Here is a 20,559-nt window from a genome sequence, read left to right as displayed (position 1 = left end):
CCACTTCGAGACCCCGGATGGCTCGCGCTGGCGCTATCAATACGATCCGTTCGGGCGCAGAATTCGGAAGCTGAAAGTGCACGATGGCAAACTGGCCGCAGCGAATTTACAGTTGTGGCTGGCCGGCAGACCGGATATCGCGCCAAGAGCCGATGCGCTCATGGGCAGGGATTTCCTGTGGAGCGGCGACCAGCTGATTGAGGAAGTGCCGGTTTATGCCGATGGCACGCCGGTAGAAGAACAGCGCGTCCGCTGGCTCTATGAACCCGGCTCACTCACGCCGTCGGCCCGCTTTGAAAAAGGCAAGCTACACTATATTATCAGTGACCATCAGGGCACCCCGCGCGAGATGCTGGACGAGCAAGGGGTACTGGTCTGGGCGCAGCGGCTGAAAACGTGGGGACAGGCAGAGAAATCGCAGGTGATACCCTCTAACCACCCGGATTATCATGTTGATTGTCACTTCCGGTTTATGGGGCAGTTTGAAGATACCGAGTCAGGGCTTTGCTATAATCGTTTTAGGTATTACAGTAACGAGACCGGGCAATATATTTCGCCTGATCCCATAGGGCTGCTTGGGGGATTTAATCCGTATTCGTATGTCCATAATCCTATTGGGCGTGTTGATCCTCTTGGTCTGAATTCAGAACTAATTGCGACTCAGGAGCAGATCAATGCAATACTTCGTGAGCATTTACCGGAAATACGTAAAATAGATCCGAATGCAGAGATTGGTTATCGGGGGAGTGCAGCGAGTGGAATCAGTAAGGCTCATGATCCGAGCATAGCAAGGCCTGTTAATTTAAAAAGTTTTGATGTGGATGCGTTTATTAAATCTGATTATCTGGCTTATAACCCCGTGTTTGATAATAGACGTCGTGATGCTTATAAAATTGAAGGAATGAAACAAATAGAAGCCTCTATAGATAAAAAATTAAGAGCGGCTATACCTGGATTAAGAGATGAACCTTTTGGATTTAGGATTTTTAAATCTCATGAGTTAGATGAGCTATCCAGAAAGGGCGATGTTCAACAAATAGTTACGTGCAAATAAGGTGAAGAAAATGCACATAGAAAAAACAAGGCAATTAAATATTGTTTTATTGGAAGATATCCCATTTGAGGAATTAATACCTAAATTAGAGAAGGCATTTGATATTATTTTGCCATACCAAGATGTGAAAGGTCGTTATATTTCTAAAGCAAAATCACAAGATTTTGATATTGAAGTTGTTGATAGAATTGATCAGCAAGGTGATTTTTTATGCGATGACTATCATGTCATGTATATAACTATTGATTCTGATAAATATTTTAATTTCGAATTTGAAGATAAAATAATCAAGATATTAAAGGAAGGAAAAATAGAATGGAGATATGCGACTTGGTCAAAAATAGAAGACTCTGAACATTGGAGAAGAATATATCCAAGTTAAGTAAAATTAATTTACAAACAGCCGGAAAGATCCCCGTGATCTTCCGGCTTTCTTCTTTTTAAGAGCCGCTCACTCCCTGCCCTTAGTTGCTCTTGTAGTCGCCAATTAGTTCCCGCATCCGTAGCTTAATTTCACTGAGCTGGGCTTGCTGGCGCTGGTACTGTTGTTTGATGTTGTGGGTTTCGTCACTGTCAGGAATCAGCACCAGACAGCCTTCCAGTATTTTAACGGTGAGCGTGCCGCCAATCTCAAACCCCGCCGCCTTAAGCCACTGGCCTTTCAGGTGGATCGCGGGCGGGGCTTTCGCTTTGTCATTTTGCGGCACGTATCCCACGGTGTAATAACGTTCTGTTTTCGCGGCTTTATTTTGTACCGCGTTTTGCTTAGAATGCGCCTTAGCCATATTCAACTCCTAGATAGTTGTTTGTGGTGAGCGGCGTTGGTGTGTTGCTGCACATCAGGCAATGACGCGGCGGTGAAACTGGCCTCAGAACTGGTTGCCAAAGGGATCACCCCCCTGCGCGTGGTGTTCCCGCCGGGCGTGGATGCGAACGGCTATCTGTGCAAGGTTGGCGAGCCGGAAACCGCCTTTGCCCTGCTGCTTGAGGGTGCCATACCGATGCAGGCGGCGGCGGACATGGTCACACTTGAGCGCCAGACACCTGAGCCGGACACCGTGCCAGCACCCGCTTCCCCTTTAGCCGCTGAACCCGCGCCCGGTGTGACGCCGAATGTGGTCTGTGAGTCGGGTGAGCATGGCGAGCTGCTGATCTCCGTCGGGACACTGCAATGGTGTCTGCGCGGCATGGGGACGGTGAAAGCCGGTGCGGCTGCGATGAAACTGAATGCGCAGGTTGTTGATAGCCAAAGCGGCGTGCTGTTCGCTGACGGGATTGACCTGATGAGCGGACGCTCACGCACCAGTTACGCCCGCATGGCCGCCGCTGAGCTGGGCTTGACCGAAGGGGATCTCCGGCGGGCGCTGGGTCAGGTGTTACTGGCGATCGAACAGTGGCAGCAGCAAGGCGGCGCGGCCTCCGCCGCCAAAGCACCGAAAATGAGCGACACCGAACAGGCAGCCGCACTGGCCTTGCTGCAAGAGCCGTACCTGACCGCCCGTATTACCGCTGACTTAGCCGCCTGTGGGGTTGTCGGCGAATCCACTAACTTACTGGCAGGCTTCTTGGCGGCGGTGAGTCGCAAACTGCCCAAACCCTTAGCTGTTTTGATCCAAAGCAGCAGCGCCGCCGGAAAATCCTCGCTGATGGACGCGGTGCTGAACCTGATACCGGAAGAAGAGCGCATCCAGTACAGCGCCATGACCGGCCAGAGCCTGTTTTATCTGGGGGAAACCAATCTCCAGCATAAAATCCTCGCCATTGCCGAAGAAGAAGGGGTGCGGCAGGCCGCCTATGCGCTCAAGCTGTTGCAAAGTGATGGCGAGCTGACCATGGCGAGCACGGGCAAGGATGAAGCCACGGGCAATCTGGTCACCAAAAGCTACACGGTGAAAGGCCCGGTGATGCTGATGCTGACCACGACCGCCATCGATGTCGATGAAGAGCTGCTCAATCGCTGTCTGGTACTGACGGTGAATGAATCCCGCGAACAAACCGAAGCCATCCATGCGGTGCAGCGCCACAAACAAACGCTCGAAGGCTTGCTGGCCGAGAACGAGCGCGACTATCTGACACAGCTTCACCAGAACGCGCAGCGGCTGCTGAAACCGCTGAATGTGGTGAATCCGTATGCGCACCAACTGACCTTTATGTCAGACAAAACCCGTACCCGCCGTGACCATATGAAATATCTGACGCTGATCCAGAGTATCGCCCTGTTACACCAGTATCAGCGGGAAATCAAAACGGCGGCGCATCGCGGCAAGACACTGGAATATATCGAAGTGACGAAAGACGATATCCGGCTGGCCAATCAGTTGGCACATGAAATCTTAGGCCGGACGCTGGACGAGATGCCGCCGCAGACGCGCAAGCTGTTGCTGCTGATCCGGCAGATGGTGCACGAGATGGCAGCAGAACAGCAATGCACCCTGAACGCCGTTCGCTTTACCCGGCGGGATATCCGCGCTGATACGAACTGGAGTGACAGCCAGCTTAAGCTGCATTGCCAGCGCTTAAGTGACATGGAGTACCTGCTGATCCACGGCGGCAGCCGCGGGCACTTGTTGCAGTACGAACTGCTGTGGGACGGTGACGGCGAAAGCAGCCACTTAAACGGTCTGATTGTGCCTGTATGATCTCCGCAAGTCTGGGTAGAACAGAGGCAAGTCGATGCTAAGTCTGCCCCAGGTCTGGGCTAAGTCTGGGTAAGCAAAATAGCCATAAAGCCACAGCCAGAGAGGGTTAGGCGCTCGCAAGTCTGACAAAACGAAAAATCACTGTTTCGGAAACACATTAAAATCGCCCCGTCATACCGTACCGCCGGATAACATCCACGACAAAAAGGAAAATCCGCATGACAACTTCACACGACAGCACGCTGATGACACTGCGCCAGCAACTGGAAGCCTGGCTGGATGTCCGGGCATTGCAGGGAAGCAGCCCCAAAACACTGGAAACCTATCGTGCCCAACTGCGCCCCTTCATCGAATGGTGCGAACAGCGGGCAGTTCACTACGCACCGCAAGTCTCGTTACCCCTGCTGGAGAGCTGGCAGCGTTACCTGCGCAGTTACCGTAAACCGGATGGGCAACTTTACAGCAATAACAGCCAGCGCGAACGGCTGGGCACACTGCGGCTGTGGTTCCGCCACTTATTACAGCGACACCACATTCTCTACAATCCGGCGGAACACCTGGTGTTACCCAAGGAAGAGAAACGCCTGCCCGCACAGGTGCTAAGTGAAAGTGAAACGGCGCAGGTGCTGGACAGTCTGGACACGCAGACGCCGATGGGCTTGCGCAACCGGGCAATACTGGAAATCCTCTGGAGCAGTGGCATCCGGCGCATGGAGCTGCGCCAGCTCCGGCGGGGAGATATCGACTTCGAACGTGGTGCGGTCGTGGTGAATCAGGGCAAAGGCAATAAAGACCGGGTGGTGCCTGTCGGTGAGCGGGCGCTGGGCTGGCTGAAACGCTATCTGGTGCATGTCCGGCCCCAGTTGGCGGCACACTATGACAGCGGTTACCTGTTTATCTCGCAAAAGGGCAGGCCGCTCAGTCTGGGGCACCTGACGCAAATCGCGGGCAAGGCCATCCGTGAACAAGCGAAACTGAACAAGCCGGGCGCCTGCCACCTGTTTCGACACTCAATGGCGACGCAGATGCTGGACAACGGCGCGGATATCCGCCATATCCAGGCGATGCTGGGGCATGAAAAGCTCAACACGACACAGGTCTATACGCGGGTCGCCATCAAACAGCTCAAGCGGGTGCACAGCCAGACCCATCCGGCAGAGCGTGACACTCAGACACAGTCAGAGTCGGACAGCCATGCCAGCACACCAGAGAGCCGCTCAGACCGTGCCCGCGGAGAGCCGGATACCGAACCCAGCCCCCGCCGCACCGGACAGCCCGATAACCCCCGTTGAGTTCGCTGACGTTCGGTGCGGGGGCAGACCGTGGCCGGACTGCCCGTCGGCTTCGGTGTTGGCGGGGGTACGTGGGCAATGGCCGGCCTGCGCAGTCGTGTCCCCGTTGAGCCAGTGCAGGCCGCCCAAAGCCCACTCAACATAATGCGGGGGAATTATACGCCACTCACCGGGCGGCGGCGCGACCCGAATCCACACCGAGCAGCGGTTCGCAGCGTATAATACACATTATGTCTTCGCCCCCGCTGTTCGGCATCGCGGGGTGTGGCGCACAAGGCTGCGCCTTCTGCTCTTATCACCTGAGCCAGTCCCTGGCAAAAAACCGCGTCGAATCTGAACATGATGCCAACGTAAGGTTCTACTACGTTAAATAGATATTTAACGTAGTAAGAAAAAATCAGGTCTTATCTGCATTCAAACTGGTTTCTTCTTTAGCGGCCTTGCTCTCATCCGGCCAACTACGCTGTAGGCAGGTCGGCCTGCGGCCTCCGTTAATTTACCTCCCCCGCCCCACCCCTGCTGCACTGGCTGCGCGCGGCTCGCACTGCGCTGCGCTCCGTTGCTCGTTGCCGTGCTCGCCATCTCCGCCCCGTGCAGCTCCCTGAGGGGGCTTCCCTTGAACAAGGCGGGGTCATGCAAGGCCGTGCCCGATCTGAAACGGGGGTGATCCAGAGCGTCGCAGGGGCGCCGCTTGCAGGCTCTATGCCGCCCGCACCCGCAGAACGGCCGCCTGCCGTCCGGCGAGCCGGACGACGTTCGCCCGTTGCCGAAAGTGAAAAGCATCACAAAAACAGACTGTTCAGTGAATCACGGCAGAGAATGGCCGCTATACTGCCTCATGGGTTACGACAGTCGCGTAGCAAAAGTTCATCAGGGCAGTTCAGCAAAACCGCCTGAAAGCGCACATCGGCGTTTTAGGTTCGAGGTCGTTAATGGAATGGGTAAAAGTGGCTCTTTAATAATCTGATAATCAAGGGAAAAATCCCTTAAAAAAGTATGACCGCACCCAAACCCACCCTAAGACCCGATAGGGCTGATGGGCGGGGTGAATCCTTATTCTTACGTTCATAACCCCACCGGATGGGTAGATCCGTTCGGATTAACAACAACATCATTTATAAATGATGATGTTGTTAATCATTCTAGTAAAGGAGATTGGAAAGAAGCTAGTTCTATGCCTCCGAGGGATAGAAAAACATTTCCAAACGGAAGATTAAGCGGTGGAGGACACGGGCAGTCAGCTATTAGGGAATTGGAAGCTAGAGGAATCCCTTACAATATAGAGCATACTTATCCTAATGGGGTACGGGTAGGAAATATACCTAACCATGCATCTAAAGCAAAACGTAAAGGAACAGGCCAATCATGGTTCCCAGAAAACTGGACTGATGCAGATATCAAACATGCCGGGAAAATAGTTTGGAACTCTCCAAATAGCTCGACAGTAACTATGCTTTCAGGCGGAACTATGGTTTCAGGAACACATAATGGAGTCTTTATCCGGGTTGTCCGTGACCCTAAAGGGGGCGGTTCTATTTTCCCAGATAATTCAATTCAACCTTAATGCATGATGGATTATATGAATATAGAACATAACATTCGTGAGATTAAAAGAAAGTGTGATGAAATACTCTCTTTTGATATGTGGTTTAATTTTCATGAGAGTTTTTTTTGGCCAATCATTGAACTAATTGATGTTGATAATAATTTTATTATAAATATCTATAGTTCTATTGAAGATAAATATCTTGAAATCTTGTGTTACGAACCAGTAATTATTTCTGTGATCGAGTCTACCCAGAGCAGAGAACTAATTGATTTAATGAAAAATATGAGAGATAAAAAACCTGATTTAATTGATGATGTTCTTATTCATGATATCGAGTCAGCCTTGTTTGTTAATTATGATGAGTCGGAAAATCATTTAAGTGCTCAAGAGTTTAAAGATACTTACATGACTATTAAAAGACTAATTAAAGAGGATTTAAATAAACATCAAAATAATGATGAAATAAAAAAAACCTTAGACTCAATCATTGCTTTTTCAGAAAAAAATAGGCATGATTATTTCTTTTATGTCCATGTTTATTGGTTAAGTCTTTATTTTTATAAATCAAGTTGTAAACTTAAAAACCAAGATGAAATAGAATTTTATAAGAGTAATTTATCTAAGCTATTTCCATGTGGTAGTTTTTAAATTAATAATGACTGAAATATGGTTCATGTTATAAATTCGGAAGATCCTCGTGATCTTCCGGCTTTGTTTTTTTAAGAGCGACCCACTCCCTGCCTTTAGTTGGTAAGGCTCCTGTGATCTCACCTTGCGTTGGCAGACAACACCAAAATGGGATTTTAACTGGAGGAATTATCAGGCTAGGGGAGCAACTCATTCAACCTATTTTCGGCCGGACAGGCAATCGACGGAGAACATCACGTAACCAGACCCACGGCTCATGCAGGGCGCGAGCACACTATTTTAGCCACCTTTTAAAGGTTATTATTTTTCAAGATTACAGTTTTTTAGTGTTTTAGTCGAGTAAAATGCAACCAGATAAACAATTCTTTAAACTTTTATAGGAGGATATAGAGTTAAAGACTAAAATTTACATTTTAAGGGTAAATATTAATCAAAGTATGCTCGCGCCCTGACGGCTCATGGCCGTTAAGTTTGGTGGTTACCAGTAAACTATCTTATCGCTGCATGATAAAGAGTTTTATTGTTTATTTAATTCTCTGTATTTTTATGAATTCCATATAAAAATAGATTAAAATGTTTATTTTAAATTTTAAGAATGCATGATTTAATTGAGATTGTTTATTTTTAGATTTATAAACTTAGTCTTTAAAATCGGTTATGTTATGAGAGTGAGGAAGAGAAATTATTAGTGTATATCAATTATCATATAAATTATAAAAGAGAGAATAATATTAATAATTTTTTCCTTGCTTGAATCCTCATTGGATGATCTATTTTCAAAAGTATATATTACCTTGCTTGAGTTATATCATGCAGAATAAGGAAAAATCATCTCAAAGAAAGAATTATAAAAAATGCGGATGATGTCTTGTTATCTAAATTTGAACAGATTGATAAAGCGCGATTTTACGTCAATGGCAAAGATATGTGCTCGCTATTTTTGACGTCTAAGAAACATACGAGTCTGTTTTTATTCCTGAAAATTTTAGCTTGTGTGATGCCATGAGGGAATGACTCCAGACAGAAAAATAGGTTAGTGAAAATAGAATTCGTGATAATGAACTAATTTTATAAATAATTATTTCTTACTCAATTGAACACGGTTTTACCTGTTCAGTTCAACATAAAAAACAGTAAAAGGAAAAAATAATATGGTATTGTCACAAAGACGTTTGCCTGAAGTAAGATGCCAATCGGATTGGTTTATTGTGTTTGGTAATTGTCCTTATTATTCTGATGAAACTCCTGTCACCATTGAATTAGAACAAGCCTTTGATCGTATTATTGGCTATTACAAGAAGACGGGGTCTTATTTTGAAGTGCGTTATGAAGGCAATGAGTATAGTCCTAAGAAAAGGGTTGAGGGTGTTTTTACTTTAACATTTAAACAATTCAATTTTGATAAAAATACATCGGGTTATGGTGATTGCCTATTTACAGAAAAACACACAACAGATTGTCTGAATGAATTTATTCACTTGTTAAATGATTTTATTAAAAAGTCAGAGTGTCAATAACCATTTAGGAATACCGCCAGAAAATAAAAAAACCGGATTGCTGAATTCAGCATCCGGATTATTTATTCTTGTTGTTATCAAGCCAATAATATTGGCAGTTCAGCCCGAAGCACAATCGTGCCATAGGCGGTTTCAACAGTAATTGGGTGATCGAGCAATCCACTCTCTGCCAGCCAGTCGCCTGCCAGATAAAGCTCACCATTTTCACGCACCCAATCGACCCCCTGATGGGGATCAAGTTCTGTTTCCTGAATCAGCGTGGCGATATCCGGTTCGGCTTCTGGCTTAATCAGGGACAGGATTAGCCCATTGGCGAATTGCTCAATATGAAACAACGCATCGGCCGTAAAACCAATCTGATTCAGCGTGTTACCACTGATAATACATTCCGGCAGTTCATCAGGATGAGAGGAAAGATGTAGGTTCATAGATACGTTCCTTGTGTCGTTTGAGGCTGTTTTTACTGGCATAAATGCGAACCGCTTCCCAAAACGAAAATATTGCCATCAATCGTTGGAAAACTGTTCGCTTTTTTTGTTCTTGTTGTTTTATTTTAACTATAAAACAATGAGTTAACGATTTTTCTTCAAGCTGATTTTATTGAGCTGGCCGGGAAATTGCTGTAGCCAGTGTGCCACCTCGATATCGTCCCATTCACCGTCACTCAGGCTTTTCAGGCAGTGCCACAGTTCATGAAAATTCAGGGCGGTGATGATCAAACAGCCCGGCATCACTCTGATTTTTAACGGATCATTGATAGAAAATCCGGCTTCACTGAGCCAATTTCCGCTCAAATTAATGGCAGGCGTATTGCGGTTAAGTCCTTTGGGGCGGTAAACGACTTTCTGATACCGTTCCGGTTGAGAAATTTTGTAAATGCGGGTGTCTGCATTAGAATGCGTGTTAGCCATAATAACTATTCCTCGTAGTTGTTGCGGTTAGCGGCTTTATCGTGCTACCAACACGGTAAAGCCGCGTTCATTTCATCGCCTACTCTATCGCTCGCCTGAACAACATTCCATCATCAATTACTGCCTTTGCGAAGCCGCTCGCAAAATAAATACTGGATGTACATCCAATTAAATTTGTTGCAAAAAAGCGTGTTACGTTACTCAATAAATCCGCTTTTTTCGCCGAAAATGCTAGTAATTTATCAATAATGAATGCATATTTGGCCTCTCTATCATGTCACTCTGGTCATGAGCAAAATTGAGCGGTTGCACGGCTTTGAGGTGTTGTTGCTGAAGAAAGAGGACTACATTTTGCTGAACACCATCAGCCACCAAGTCCTAATAAACAGACGGTCAGTTGAGCTAAAAATCTATAATGAAGGAGCTTATGGAAGATGGTAAAAAAGTTATTTTTATCCTTTTTAGCTGTCATGCTGATGACATTTTCATCTTTATCTCTTGCTGTTTATACGACTGTATTCGAGACCAAGACATATTACATTACAATTAATGTGCTTTGCCCTGAGGGAAATGTTAGTTGTGCTAATGTGAGTTACACCGGGGTAAGGAAGAAAGATAACGCTTCTATTACATTAAAAGGAGCCACCCTGAATAGAAATTTTAAAACCGGAGATTGCAGCTTCTATGGTTATGAGTTTAAGAATAAAGATGTAACATACACGATCTACCAACACGGTAGATTGGAAATTTCAAGAAAAGGGAAACGGCTTTTTTCAGAAGACGGTGTTTTTAAATATTAATAAATATATCCGCCAATGAATTTTTATCTAACTGAAACAAAAAGTTATTGATCAATCGTTTGTGTTATCTGTATGTATTGCCAGTATTTTTTAAATCCCGCGTACTTAATTCTGCTAAAACTATCACAAAATCACGTTAGCAACTATTTATCTGATTTATTATTTGATAACCATATTTTTCTATTTGAAATCAAAACAAACGCTAGTACAATTACTATACTTTTTCGCTGTCCAGAGTTCTTTGCATAGCACTCTTAGGGTCGAGAAATAGAAATAAGTGTCAATTTTCTATCTTGTAAGAACCGCACTTAAGATACCAAATAGCAATTGTAAAACAGTCGCTTATAAGTGATGTGGTGTTGTTTCCACAATTCAAGATATACCTTCATGACATATTGTAAACTCAGGAAAATATCAGGCTGCTGTTGAGAGGCAGAGGGTCGTTTTTTCTGGTTGTATTGACTAATGTCATGACATAAAAGAACAGTAGTAAAGCTGATGTTGCGAATTTAACATTAATGAGTTGATTTTCAAGGTTAAAATTCCAAAACCGTTTTCTCATATCAAATTTGATTATGAAGGGGGAATGATGTTTTTCCATGTTGTCAACAAAAATTATATTATCGTATTTGCTTTAATATTGGGAGTGGTCATTGCATTTTTATCTCTTAATAACAGTCGATTGGGGATTATTGGTTATGCTGATAAACATTGTCAGAAGAACACCGCCTGTTTGATTGATATAAATAAAATCACGCCTTTTGACTGGGACAAAATGTATATTATCGATAAGGGAATGAAACCGAAGGATATTGAGGGCATTATCGGGGCTGCATTCAAGGAAAAAGCCAGTCTTTTTTATAAGGTTATCTTTGTCAGAAATAAAAAAGTGGTTTATTCAGATGAGTATCATCCTTCAGATGATTCTTATAAGAAAAAGTTTATCCAACCTAATTTTCACTATCCTCATGAAAGAACTGGGAATTATTTTAGCCATTATGCTATCTCGAAAAATAACTCCATTCTTTCAGTAGAAATTGAGCATAAGCCATTTATGGGCGATAAAGTTTACTACAAGATTTCCCCTTCTAATGTGCAGCAAGTTAGGGGCAAAAATTTTTAAATTTCTCCGGCCTTTTCAGGAAAATGAGTCAAGTTGATACAGAATGGGGTGCAGGCGTTATTTCTGCTTCGCCTGCACTTTTTTGCCTGTTTTTGTTGTGCTGTTTTGAGTGGGTTTGTGAGACGGCTTTTTGCTGTTTTTCCGCTTTGATGGTGGAGCCTTGTCAGTTAAGTGACCTTTTACCGCTTCTGGTCTATTTTTTTGTGCTTTTAAACGCTTTTCCAAATCACATGTGGTTTTTATGTTTTCTAAGGTTCGAGTTAATCCGGCTATCAAGCGCTCATCTTTATCTGCCCGGGCATATTGGAGCTGTTTCTCCAGTGTTTGCCTTTTTATCTTACATCCTGATTTATTTTGGCTTGCGTAGGCCACGTTCATACTGAAAACGATCAACACTGATAAGATCAAAGTTTTCGACATCATGAATCATTCCTAAGGTTATTGAGAGCACTTATCCAAAATTTTATACTTTGATCCCGATTTGATCCTGAAAATTCACCCGGGTTTACACTGTAAAAGTGACGGGAGGAGGCTTTTATCTTTTTTGTTGAGAATAAGGCTATAATGCCCTTTTAGTTGTCTGGTAGGGCATCAGGCAAGTTATCAATATTCTGCTCCCGGGGTTAAATTGAATGTTAAGTTATCGTCACAGCTTCCATGCCGGCAACCATGCCGATGTGCTCAAGCACACGGTGCAAAGCCTGATCATTGAGTCACTGAAAACAAAAGAAAAACCTTTCCTGTATCTTGATACTCACTCAGGTGCTGGTCGTTATCAATTGAGTGGGGAACATGCCGAGCGTACAGGAGAGTACCTGGACGGTATTGCCCGTGTTTGGCAGCGTGATGATATTCCTGAGGAGTTGTCGGCGTATATCAATGTCGTGAAAACACTGAATTCACATGGTTCTCTACGCTATTATCCCGGCTCTCCGCTGATTGCCCGTCATTTATTGCGGGAATATGATGAGCTTAACCTGAGTGAATTGCATTCCAGTGATTTTCCTTTGTTACGCACCGAATTTTCTCGTGACAATCGTACCCGTGTCCTGCGGGAAAATGGCTTTCAGCAGTTGAAATCAAAACTCCCACCAAGAAGCCGTCGTGGTTTTGTGCTGATCGACCCGTCTTATGAATTGAAGTCAGATTATGAGAATGTCGTTCATGGCATTCAGGAAGGGTATAAGCGCTTTGCTACCGGCACTTATGCATTGTGGTATCCCGTTGTTCTGCGCCAGCAGATTAAGCGCTTGGTGAAGAACCTAAAATCGACAGGTATCCGCAATATTTTACAAATTGAACTGGGTGTGCGTCCTGACAGTGATCAACGTGGTATGACGGCATCGGGCATGATTGTCATTAATCCACCGTGGAAATTGGAACAGCAGATGAAGGCAGTATTGCCGTGGCTGCATCAGGTGCTGGTGCCTGAAGGTACAGGACATACTTTAGTGGAGTGGATCGTACCTGAATAAGGTGAGGGATGTTATTTCCCAATAGCTGTGGCCTATGGCAATGAGAGTTAGAATCATCCACAGTCAGTGATAACTTTTTGTAATAATAGGCGTCAGGTTGAACTTTAGCAGTAACTTAATTGATTAGACGGAAGTGACCTAAGATGAGTAAACATTACGATTATATTGCAATTGGGGGTGGCAGTGGCGGCATTGCTTCCATTAACCGTGCAGCCATGTATGGGCAGAAATGTGCCCTGATTGAAGCAAAAGCATTAGGTGGAACATGTGTCAATGTGGGCTGTGTACCGAAAAAAGTGATGTGGCATGCTGCTCAAGTTGCGGAATCTATTCATCAATATGGTCCCGATTATGGTTTTGATACCACCGTCAATCGTTTTGACTGGAAAAAACTGATTGCCAACCGCACGGCCTATATTGATCGCATCCATCAGTCATATGAGCGTGTGTTGGGTAACAATAAGGTGGATGTGATTCAGGGTTTCGCCCGTTTTGTTGATGCGCACACGGTTGAAGTGAATGGTGAACACATTACGGCTGACCATATTCTGATTGCGACGGGCGGCCGTCCGATAAGCCCGGCTATTCCCGGTGCGGAATACGGCATTGATTCAGATGGTTTCTTTGAACTGGATGAGATGCCGAAACGTGTTGCCGTGGTGGGAGCCGGTTATATCGCGGTTGAAATCGCGGGTGTCTTGAATGCGCTGGGCAGTGAAACCCATTTGTTTGTTCGTCAACATGCTCCGCTGCGTTCTTTCGATCCTATGATTGTGGAGACATTGTTGGATGTCATCAAAAGTGAAGGGCCGACACTACATACGGAAGCAATAGTAAAGTCCGTGATTAAAAATAGTGATGGCAGCCTGACTGTTCAATTGCAGGATGGCAGGGAGCAGACAGTAGATACGTTGATCTGGGCGATTGGGCGTGAACCGATGACGGATAAGTTGAATCTGGCGGCAGCCGGTGTTGCGTTGAGTGAGAAAGGATATCTTCAGGTTGATAAATATCAGAACACCAATGTTCGGGGTATTTATGCCGTTGGTGATAACACGGGGGCAGTGGAATTGACGCCAGTCGCGGTTGCGGCAGGGCGCCGTTTATCCGAACGTTTGTTTAATAATAAACCGGAAGAGCATCTGGATTACACCAACGTACCAACGGTGGTATTCAGCCATCCGCCAATCGGTGTTGTCGGTTTGACGGAGCCGCAGGCAAAGGCGCAGTATGGTGACGATCAGGTTAAAGTTTATACCTCATCATTTACCGCGATGTACACTGCAGTAACGCAACATCGTCAGCCATGCCGCATGAAGCTGGTCTGTGTGGGTGCCGATGAAAAGATTGTGGGTATCCACGGTATTGGTTTTGGTATGGATGAGATGCTGCAAGGTTTTGCGGTTGCGCTGAAAATGGGAGCAACCAAAAAGGATTTTGATAATACGGTTGCGATCCATCCGACTGCGGCGGAAGAGTTTGTTACTATGAGATAGTGGGGTGATGCAGGAAGAATATCCACTTATTTCTGAAGAAAAGGTCAGGTTATTCTGGCCTTTTTCGCGTATTTATAGTGGCTGTTTTTTGTGTTTATATGTGAATGAAAGGTCTATTAATAAAAATTATTCTTAAACTTAAAAAATAAAATTAGGAAGGTAAGAACGGTCGTATGGAATTACGGATTAAGTTAAGTCGTGAGATAGTCAAATGAGTGTCTGCCAGCTCAAATCTCGGCTAATACAAATAATTCCTTACTTTCAGTAGTTATTTTTCTATTTATTATTAGATATGGATTTTTCACTATTTCTTATTATTGGGCATTGAGTTAATGTCCGATTCCATTGTTGTACAGTCATACAGTGTACTTCAAAAGATTTTTTCCATCCTCGTTTTGGGCCTTTAATCCATTCAGTATTCCAAAGCTTGTTTTGTAAACCAGCAAGCTCAGCAGGCTGCAATGATGACAAACCGATAAGCACGATATATCGCATAGGCTTATCTGCTACACCTTGCTCCAGACTGAGATATATCAAGCTATCACGTAGCTTGGGAAATAATTCGTTATTTACAAGTTTGTCACTTTGCAGTTTAAGGCGAAATTCCTCTTGTTCTTTTACCTTAAGATGTCTAGGAATCATTCCATTTTCAGGATCTTTTATTTCTATCAGCCAAAGTTGGTTTGACCATTCGACTACAAAATCGACGGATTTCAGTAAATGGCTTAGACCATGACCTTCTGGGCCTTTTGCATCCAATTTTCTTACTGATTGAGCTTTAGAAAAATCAAAATAGAGGTCACCTTCAATCCATTCAGGATGCGTATGTATTATCATTTTGCGCCTCCTAATGAATGTTGAATTTCAAGGTCATACAGACGTAAGTATTCATCGGCAATCTTATTGGGTGTCACATCCTTATAATGTTTAAACATATGGCCTACGACGCCATCATGTTTGGTTTTTTCCAGTGCAAAATAGCGTATAGATTCATTTTGCTGCTTAGCAAACTCCAGTTCTTTCAAAAAAGCATAGTTATGTGTCGCAATAAATATTTGTACGCCACGCTCGGCAAGCATCACGAGTATTTTGGCAACATTCTGCATTAGCGAAGGGTTCAGGTTAGCTTCTGGTTCATCCCAAAATAGGGTGTTGTTACTGAATAGGGAGCCATTGTGAATGAGCTGCCAAATTAAAGCTAATTTGCGATGACCTTCGGCAACAAGAGAAATTTCTAATTTAGAGTTACCTGAAGTGAGTTGGAATTCCTCTCCATTGAGGCTGACACGGCCTCCCACTGTTTTACGAATTAATTCTAACAAGGGTTGCTCATCTTTAAGTGGCATTCCCTTACGGGCAGGTAAGTAAGCCTGTTTGACGATGTCGTAATAGATTTCTTCGAACGCTAGCTCATATTTGTCGTATAACGAAATAAATCCAGGTGCAAATGAAAGTACTTCTTTTACGGGAATGAAAACAGGCGCATTAGACAAATCTAACTCGCCTTTTATTATTTCGAAGAGATTGTGGCGAGTATTATCAAACTTAAAGTTCAGAGTCTTAATTGACATGCCATCATATGAACTATCAATAGTGACAGATGCGCTGGTTGAACCTTTTTTACGTGTCACTAATCTGGAAACGTTACCACCACTTGGGCGAAAGACATTGGCTAGTTTCTTTTTTAAAGCATCAGAGCTGTGCCCCTGTTGTTGCACACAGTATAGGAGTTTCATCAAGTGTGTTTTACCGGTGCCGTTTTCACCAATAAAGACATTGATTCCAGAAGTAAATTTAAATTCGGCTTGTTTGAAAGCACCGAAGTTTTCTAAGTATAAGGCGGTAAACATAGCGCATTCCTATCCAATTGTTTTTGTAAGAGTAATGCCTTTATCATAGCTGAGCAAGCCGCCACACTTGCTCTGTTTTATTTTGTAAATGGGGGATCACAACCCCGGTGCTTTCCACAATGACGTCGTCAGACCATCATCCACCAGATGCAACTGATCAGCATAGACTGTCTGCCAATCTTTTTTCGCTTTTTGGTAAATCTCACGGAGGCTTAAGTCTGGCTGATGTTCTCGCTCCCAGCGCACCAGTTTTTCCCCTGTTGCAGGGAGGGAATCATATAACCCAACGCCGACACCTGCTGCAATTGCACAACCCAGCGCCGTCGCTTCTTTGACGACGGGAACTCTTACCGGTAGTCCGGTGACGTCAGACAGAATCTGGCTCCAGAGTTTGCCTTTTGAACCGCCACCCGCGAAGACCAGTGAATCCGGTTGGACACCCGAGAAGGCCGAAACCATGTCGAGGTTACACGCCGAGACGATGGCTGCGTTTTCTTCCAGTGCACGAAATAGGGTTGCCTTGTTGCATTTTTCCGGATCAATCGAGAGGTTGAGGAAGGAGGGGGCGGCGTGATACCACGATTTAAAACGCATGACATCAGAGAAAATCGGCATGATGCCATGCGCACCAGCGGGAACCCTGGCCGCCATATCTTCCAGCAGACTATAAGTATCAACGCCCAGACGTTCTGCCAGCAGCTTTTCTTCTGCGCAAAAAGCATCGCGGAACCAGCGCATGGTGAGTCCGGTGAAGAAGCTGATGGATTCCGCTTGTGCCATGCCGGGGATAACATGGGGGTTGATGCGGATGTTCATGTTGGGATCGGTAATCGGGGCTGGCAGGTTGACGACTTGTTGCCAGAATGTCCCGCCGAGTACTGCGGTTTGAGCCGGTTTGACGACGCCAATGCCGAGGCAGCCAAGCTGGACATCGCCGCCGCCCATAATCACGGGTGTACCACTGCTCAGGCCGCATTCAGCCGCCGCTTTCTCTGTGATATAACCGAGCAGGGTGCCCGTTTCTTTGACGGGGGAAAGGATATCGGAGCGCAGCCCGGCCATTCCCAGCAGGCTTGGACGCCAATCGCGGCTGACTAAATCCAGCATACCGGTTGTGCCTGCGTTGGAAGGATCAACCGCCAATTCACCACTCAACATATACGCCAGCCAATCGCTGATCATCGTCAGGGTGCTGGCTTGCCGATAGATATCAGCACGGTGGTGTGCCAGCCAAAGCAAACGCGGCATGGCACCCAATGCCAAGGTTTGGCCGGAGTAGCGGTAGACGTCATACTCAAAGGTATTGTTGTAAAGCTCTTTCAGCTCGTTGACTTCATGGCTGGAGCGGGCATCCACGTTGGCACATGCCCAAATAGGGTCGCCCTCGCGATTATAAAGGACGATACCTTCCCGCATTGAACAGGCAGCAACACCCTGAATGGCATTGGCGGGCAGTTCCGCCTTTTGCAGTGCCTGCCGGATACATTGGCAGGCCAGTTGCCAGTTGGTTTTCAGGTCAAACTCCATAGAACCCGCAACATTCGGTACGGGCTGGTGTATCCACTCAGCCTGTCCGACGGCGATCTGATTTCCTTCGAGATCAAATATAACTGCACGGATACTGCCAGTCCCTGCATCAAGCGCCATCAGATATTTCCTTGATGGGTGGGCATGAGCGCGTTGATTCATGATGCTATCCTCGTCTGTTGTTATCTTCTTATTCGATATGGCACAGGGGATGGATAGATATTATTAGTCGATCAAGTCAGCATAGCTCTCGCGGTCTGTTCTTCTGTCACCAGTGAACTGATATAGCCCCCTTTCAGAGCGGCAACAATGGCATCGGCTTTTTCGATTCCACCTGCCACACCCATCACGTTCGGGATGGTTTTCATTTCTGGTAGGGAGATACCTATCAACTCTTGATGGATATCAATATCGCTGACGAGTTCTCCGTCCGCATTGAAGAAGTAACCGAGAATATCCCCGACTGCCCCTTTGCGGCCAAACATCAGTTGTTCACCATCACTGACATAACCGGAACGCATAATGGTTGCATTCTGTTTCTGGTTGATGGCACCAATCCCGACAACCGCGATATCGGCCGCACAGGCGGCCAGAATCACATCCCGCACACTGCGTTCTTCGCGGAATGTTGCCGCGACTTGATGGGTGGAAGCCCGCAATGGTGCCGGAATAATGCTGACAGGACAGTCTGCATCAAGTTGGCCAATGCCCGTCATATAAGGGCCAACACCACCGGACAGCGTCACCAGCCGAGTTTGTTGGGATGCGATAAAACCGCTCAGGTGCTGCAACGTACACATGGGGGTTTCACCAAACCCAATCGCCAACAGTTGATGAGGTTCAATCAGCGCCATCAACAGGTGAGCTGCTCCGATACCCAGACGGGCATTCACGTTTATGCCGTCAAGGGTGGGTAACACGCGAACCTGTTTGAGATGAAAACGTTTTTGCAAAGCATCTTCTAATTCAAGGCACCCTTCATAGCGTGAATTGATCTGAACGCGGATCACGCCAGACTGACGCCCTTTCTCCAGCAAGCGGGAAACTTTAAGACGGCTTAAGCCAAGCAATTCACCGATGTCCCCTTGAGTCAGACCATCGTGATAGTAAAACCAGGCAATACGGGCCATTAGTTCTTCTTCACTCATGCAATTTCCTGGATAGTTGTGACCTGAATAGTCAATTTCCTCGGATAAGACGCTTTTCTCTGATACTGATTGTTTCTTGCTTGATTTGATCGACATAACAACTTATTGATCCACAGGGAAAGGATAATCATTAAAGCCCCTAATGTGCTAGAGGCTTATCGCAACATTTTGAACATATTTTAATGTAGATCTAACTTTTTCACAAAATGTGATCTAATCATTGAAAAAATCTTAAGTTTTGAATTAGAGTATTGAACAAATGTATTTTTAATAAATAAAAGTTCATATTTGGCATCGGTGTCAGAAACGCAAGCCTAAAATGCTATATGAGGTATGTGATGTCACAGAGCAATACCGCCACTAATACCGCTCCGCTTTTTTGAATTCCGTTGATAAATAGTCGTTTTTAGCTGTCTGTGGGAAACGTCAATGGGCTTCTGTTTCACAACAACAAATTTCTGAAACGTAAAAAACGATACTGAAATAAAAATAGACGGAGATAGGAATGAAAGCACCCATAATAAAAACACTGGCTTTATCTGTTGCAGTCAGTCTGATGTGCCTCTCTTGGGCTCAGGCGGCAGAAAGGATAGCGTTTATTCCTAAATTAGTCGGTGTAGAATTCTTTACCAGTGGCGGTCAAGGTGCGATGCAAGCCGGCAAGACTCTGGGCGTTGAAGTTACTTACAATGGCCCGACAGAGTCAAGCATGGTAGAACAGGTTCAGCTTATCAATAAATTCGTTAATCAAGGCTATGATGCGATTGTAGTGTCGGCCGTGTCTACGCATGGTTTGTGCCCGGCCTTGAAACGTGCCATGAAACGGGGTGTCAAGGTATTGACGTGGGATTCCGATACTTCGCCTGAATGCCGCTCTATCTATATTGATCAGGGAACGCCAAAACAGTTGGGCGGGATTCTGGTGGATATGGCCGCCAATCAGGTAAAAAAAGAAAAGGCGAAGGTGGCCTTTTTCTATTCCAGCCCGACGGTGACGGATCAGAACCAATGGGTGAAAGAAGCTAAGTCCAAGATTGCCAAGGAGCATCCGAACTGGGAAATTGTCACTACACAGTTTGGCTATAATGATGCCACAAAATCCTTGCAGACTGCGGAAGGCATTTTGAAAGCGTGGGAGGATTTGGATGCAATTATTGCTCCAGATGCCAACGCCCTGCCAGCGGCGGCACAAGCGGCGGAGAATCTGAAACGTCAGGATGTGGCGATTGTTGGATTCAGTACGCCGAATGTGATGCGCCCTTATGTTGAAAACGGTACCGTCAAACAGTTCGCCCTGTGGGATGTGGTCAAACAGGGCAAGATAGCCATTCATGTTGCCAATGAAATATTGAAAAAAGGTGATCTGAATGTGGGAGATAAATTGAATATTCCTGATATTGGCAATATTGAGATTTCACCCAACAGCGTGCAGGGATATCGTTATGAAGCAAAAGGCAATGGCATTGTTGTCATGCCGGAACGGGTGATTTTTACCAAAGACAATATCAATCAATATGATTTCTAACCAAA

Annotated in this window: 21 protein-coding genes and 2 pseudogenes; 14 read left to right on the top strand and 9 right to left on the bottom strand. The window is 45.5% G+C overall.

Annotated features, from left to right (window positions below):
* A partial coding sequence (locus Xbed_RS20195; protein WP_244182481.1) for an RHS repeat domain-containing protein occupies nucleotides 1–1,054 on the top strand: 1,054 nt, incomplete at its 5' end.
* A 10-nt stretch (nucleotides 1,055–1,064) separates the two neighbouring features.
* Nucleotides 1,065–1,436, top strand: coding sequence for a hypothetical protein (locus tag Xbed_RS11800; RefSeq protein WP_086113120.1), 372 nt, complete (start codon nucleotides 1,065–1,067; stop codon nucleotides 1,434–1,436).
* A gap of 82 nt (nucleotides 1,437–1,518) precedes the next feature.
* Here the strand turns inward: Xbed_RS11800 and Xbed_RS11795 are convergent, their stop codons facing one another.
* Nucleotides 1,519–1,839: a SymE family type I addiction module toxin gene (locus Xbed_RS11795; RefSeq protein WP_086113119.1), complete on the bottom strand. Its 321-nt coding sequence runs from the start codon at nucleotides 1,837–1,839 to the stop codon at nucleotides 1,519–1,521.
* A gap of 54 nt (nucleotides 1,840–1,893) precedes the next feature.
* On the opposite strand from Xbed_RS11795, the pseudogene Xbed_RS11790 reads away from it, so the two are divergent.
* The 6 genes and pseudogenes from Xbed_RS11790 to Xbed_RS11765 all read left to right on the top strand — a co-directional run.
* Nucleotides 1,894–3,693: pseudogene (locus Xbed_RS11790) on the top strand (DNA primase); the annotation flags it as partial.
* 218 nt (nucleotides 3,694–3,911) lie between these two features.
* On the top strand, nucleotides 3,912–4,985 hold the full coding sequence (gene xerC, locus Xbed_RS11785) for a site-specific tyrosine recombinase XerC (RefSeq protein ID WP_086113118.1): 1,074 nt from the start codon (nucleotides 3,912–3,914) through the stop codon (nucleotides 4,983–4,985).
* 30 nt (nucleotides 4,986–5,015) lie between these two features.
* Nucleotides 5,016–5,207, top strand: a complete 192-nt coding sequence (locus Xbed_RS11780; RefSeq protein WP_244182480.1) for a hypothetical protein — start codon at nucleotides 5,016–5,018, stop codon at nucleotides 5,205–5,207.
* A gap of 411 nt (nucleotides 5,208–5,618) precedes the next feature.
* Nucleotides 5,619–5,882 (top strand): hypothetical protein, encoded by a 264-nt coding sequence (locus tag Xbed_RS19735; protein WP_167371899.1) that lies wholly within the window; start codon nucleotides 5,619–5,621, stop codon nucleotides 5,880–5,882.
* 139 nt (nucleotides 5,883–6,021) lie between these two features.
* Nucleotides 6,022–6,549 carry an EndoU domain-containing protein gene (locus tag Xbed_RS11770; RefSeq protein WP_244182479.1) on the top strand — a complete coding sequence of 176 codons (528 nt, stop codon included), beginning with the start codon at nucleotides 6,022–6,024 and terminating at the stop codon, nucleotides 6,547–6,549.
* A 15-nt stretch (nucleotides 6,550–6,564) separates the two neighbouring features.
* A complete protein-coding gene (locus tag Xbed_RS11765) occupies nucleotides 6,565–7,182 on the top strand; it encodes a hypothetical protein (RefSeq protein ID WP_086113115.1) in 618 nt (205 codons plus the stop codon).
* A 176-nt stretch (nucleotides 7,183–7,358) separates the two neighbouring features.
* Here the strand turns inward: Xbed_RS11765 and Xbed_RS19425 are convergent.
* Nucleotides 7,359–7,441: pseudogene (locus Xbed_RS19425) on the bottom strand (transposase domain-containing protein); the annotation flags it as partial.
* Nucleotides 7,442–8,333: 892 nt separating this feature from the next.
* Here Xbed_RS19425 and Xbed_RS11760 point away from each other — a divergent pair.
* Nucleotides 8,334–8,699, top strand: coding sequence for a hypothetical protein (locus tag Xbed_RS11760; protein WP_086113114.1), 366 nt, complete (start codon nucleotides 8,334–8,336; stop codon nucleotides 8,697–8,699).
* Nucleotides 8,700–8,776: 77 nt separating this feature from the next.
* Here Xbed_RS11760 and Xbed_RS11755 read toward each other — a convergent pair whose 3' ends face one another.
* Nucleotides 8,777–9,127, bottom strand: coding sequence for a SymE family type I addiction module toxin (locus Xbed_RS11755; protein WP_086113113.1), 351 nt, complete (start codon nucleotides 9,125–9,127; stop codon nucleotides 8,777–8,779).
* A 144-nt stretch (nucleotides 9,128–9,271) separates the two neighbouring features.
* Nucleotides 9,272–9,610: a SymE family type I addiction module toxin gene (locus tag Xbed_RS11750; protein WP_086113112.1), complete on the bottom strand. Its 339-nt coding sequence runs from the start codon at nucleotides 9,608–9,610 to the stop codon at nucleotides 9,272–9,274.
* Between the two features lie 434 nt (nucleotides 9,611–10,044).
* Here Xbed_RS11750 and Xbed_RS11745 point away from each other — a divergent pair, with 434 nt between their 5' ends.
* Both Xbed_RS11745 and Xbed_RS11735 read left to right on the top strand, forming a co-directional pair.
* Complete coding sequence (locus Xbed_RS11745; protein ID WP_086113111.1) at nucleotides 10,045–10,410, top strand: hypothetical protein; 366 nt, start codon at nucleotides 10,045–10,047, stop codon at nucleotides 10,408–10,410.
* Nucleotides 10,411–10,996: 586 nt separating this feature from the next.
* On the top strand, nucleotides 10,997–11,533 hold the full coding sequence (locus tag Xbed_RS11735; RefSeq protein WP_244182478.1) for a hypothetical protein: 537 nt from the start codon (nucleotides 10,997–10,999) through the stop codon (nucleotides 11,531–11,533).
* Nucleotides 11,534–11,590: 57 nt separating this feature from the next.
* Here the strand turns inward: Xbed_RS11735 and Xbed_RS11730 are convergent, their stop codons facing one another.
* A complete protein-coding gene (locus tag Xbed_RS11730) occupies nucleotides 11,591–11,956 on the bottom strand; it encodes a DUF1090 family protein (RefSeq protein WP_086113108.1) in 366 nt (121 codons plus the stop codon).
* A 209-nt stretch (nucleotides 11,957–12,165) separates the two neighbouring features.
* Here Xbed_RS11730 and Xbed_RS11725 point away from each other — a divergent pair, with 209 nt between their 5' ends.
* Together Xbed_RS11725 and gorA are read left to right on the top strand one after the other, a co-directional pair.
* Nucleotides 12,166–13,008: a 23S rRNA (adenine(2030)-N(6))-methyltransferase RlmJ gene (locus Xbed_RS11725; protein WP_086113107.1), complete on the top strand. Its 843-nt coding sequence runs from the start codon at nucleotides 12,166–12,168 to the stop codon at nucleotides 13,006–13,008.
* A 143-nt stretch (nucleotides 13,009–13,151) separates the two neighbouring features.
* Nucleotides 13,152–14,504 carry a glutathione-disulfide reductase gene (gene gorA, locus Xbed_RS11720; protein ID WP_086113106.1) on the top strand — a complete coding sequence of 451 codons (1,353 nt, stop codon included), beginning with the start codon at nucleotides 13,152–13,154 and terminating at the stop codon, nucleotides 14,502–14,504.
* Between the two features lie 276 nt (nucleotides 14,505–14,780).
* Here the strand turns inward: gorA and Xbed_RS11715 are convergent, their stop codons facing one another.
* The 4 genes from Xbed_RS11715 to lsrR all read right to left on the bottom strand — a co-directional run bounded on the left by Xbed_RS11715 (nucleotide 14,781) and on the right by lsrR (nucleotide 19,125).
* Entirely contained in the window at nucleotides 14,781–15,341 is a 561-nt protein-coding gene (locus Xbed_RS11715; RefSeq protein ID WP_086113105.1) for a hypothetical protein, read from the bottom strand.
* Nucleotides 15,338–16,354: an AAA family ATPase gene (locus tag Xbed_RS11710; protein WP_086113104.1), complete on the bottom strand. Its 1,017-nt coding sequence runs from the start codon at nucleotides 16,352–16,354 to the stop codon at nucleotides 15,338–15,340. Before Xbed_RS11710 ends, Xbed_RS11715 begins: the two co-directional genes overlap by 4 nt.
* Before the next feature lie 96 nt (nucleotides 16,355–16,450).
* Complete coding sequence (lsrK, locus tag Xbed_RS11705; protein WP_167371903.1) at nucleotides 16,451–18,043, bottom strand: autoinducer-2 kinase; 1,593 nt, start codon at nucleotides 18,041–18,043, stop codon at nucleotides 16,451–16,453.
* A 71-nt stretch (nucleotides 18,044–18,114) separates the two neighbouring features.
* On the bottom strand, nucleotides 18,115–19,125 hold the full coding sequence (lsrR, locus tag Xbed_RS11700) for a transcriptional regulator LsrR (protein ID WP_086113102.1): 1,011 nt from the start codon (nucleotides 19,123–19,125) through the stop codon (nucleotides 18,115–18,117).
* Nucleotides 19,126–19,534: 409 nt separating this feature from the next.
* Here lsrR and lsrB point away from each other — a divergent pair, with 409 nt between their 5' ends.
* Nucleotides 19,535–20,554, top strand: a complete 1,020-nt coding sequence (gene lsrB, locus Xbed_RS11695; protein WP_086113101.1) for an autoinducer 2 ABC transporter substrate-binding protein LsrB — start codon at nucleotides 19,535–19,537, stop codon at nucleotides 20,552–20,554.
* Nucleotides 20,555–20,559 lie beyond the last annotated feature (5 nt).

This window comes from Xenorhabdus beddingii (assembly GCF_002127545.1).
Lineage (GTDB): Bacteria > Pseudomonadota > Gammaproteobacteria > Enterobacterales > Enterobacteriaceae > Xenorhabdus > Xenorhabdus beddingii.
The sequence above is the reverse complement of the archived record's forward strand: the minus strand, read 5'-3'. Positions and strand labels throughout refer to the sequence as shown.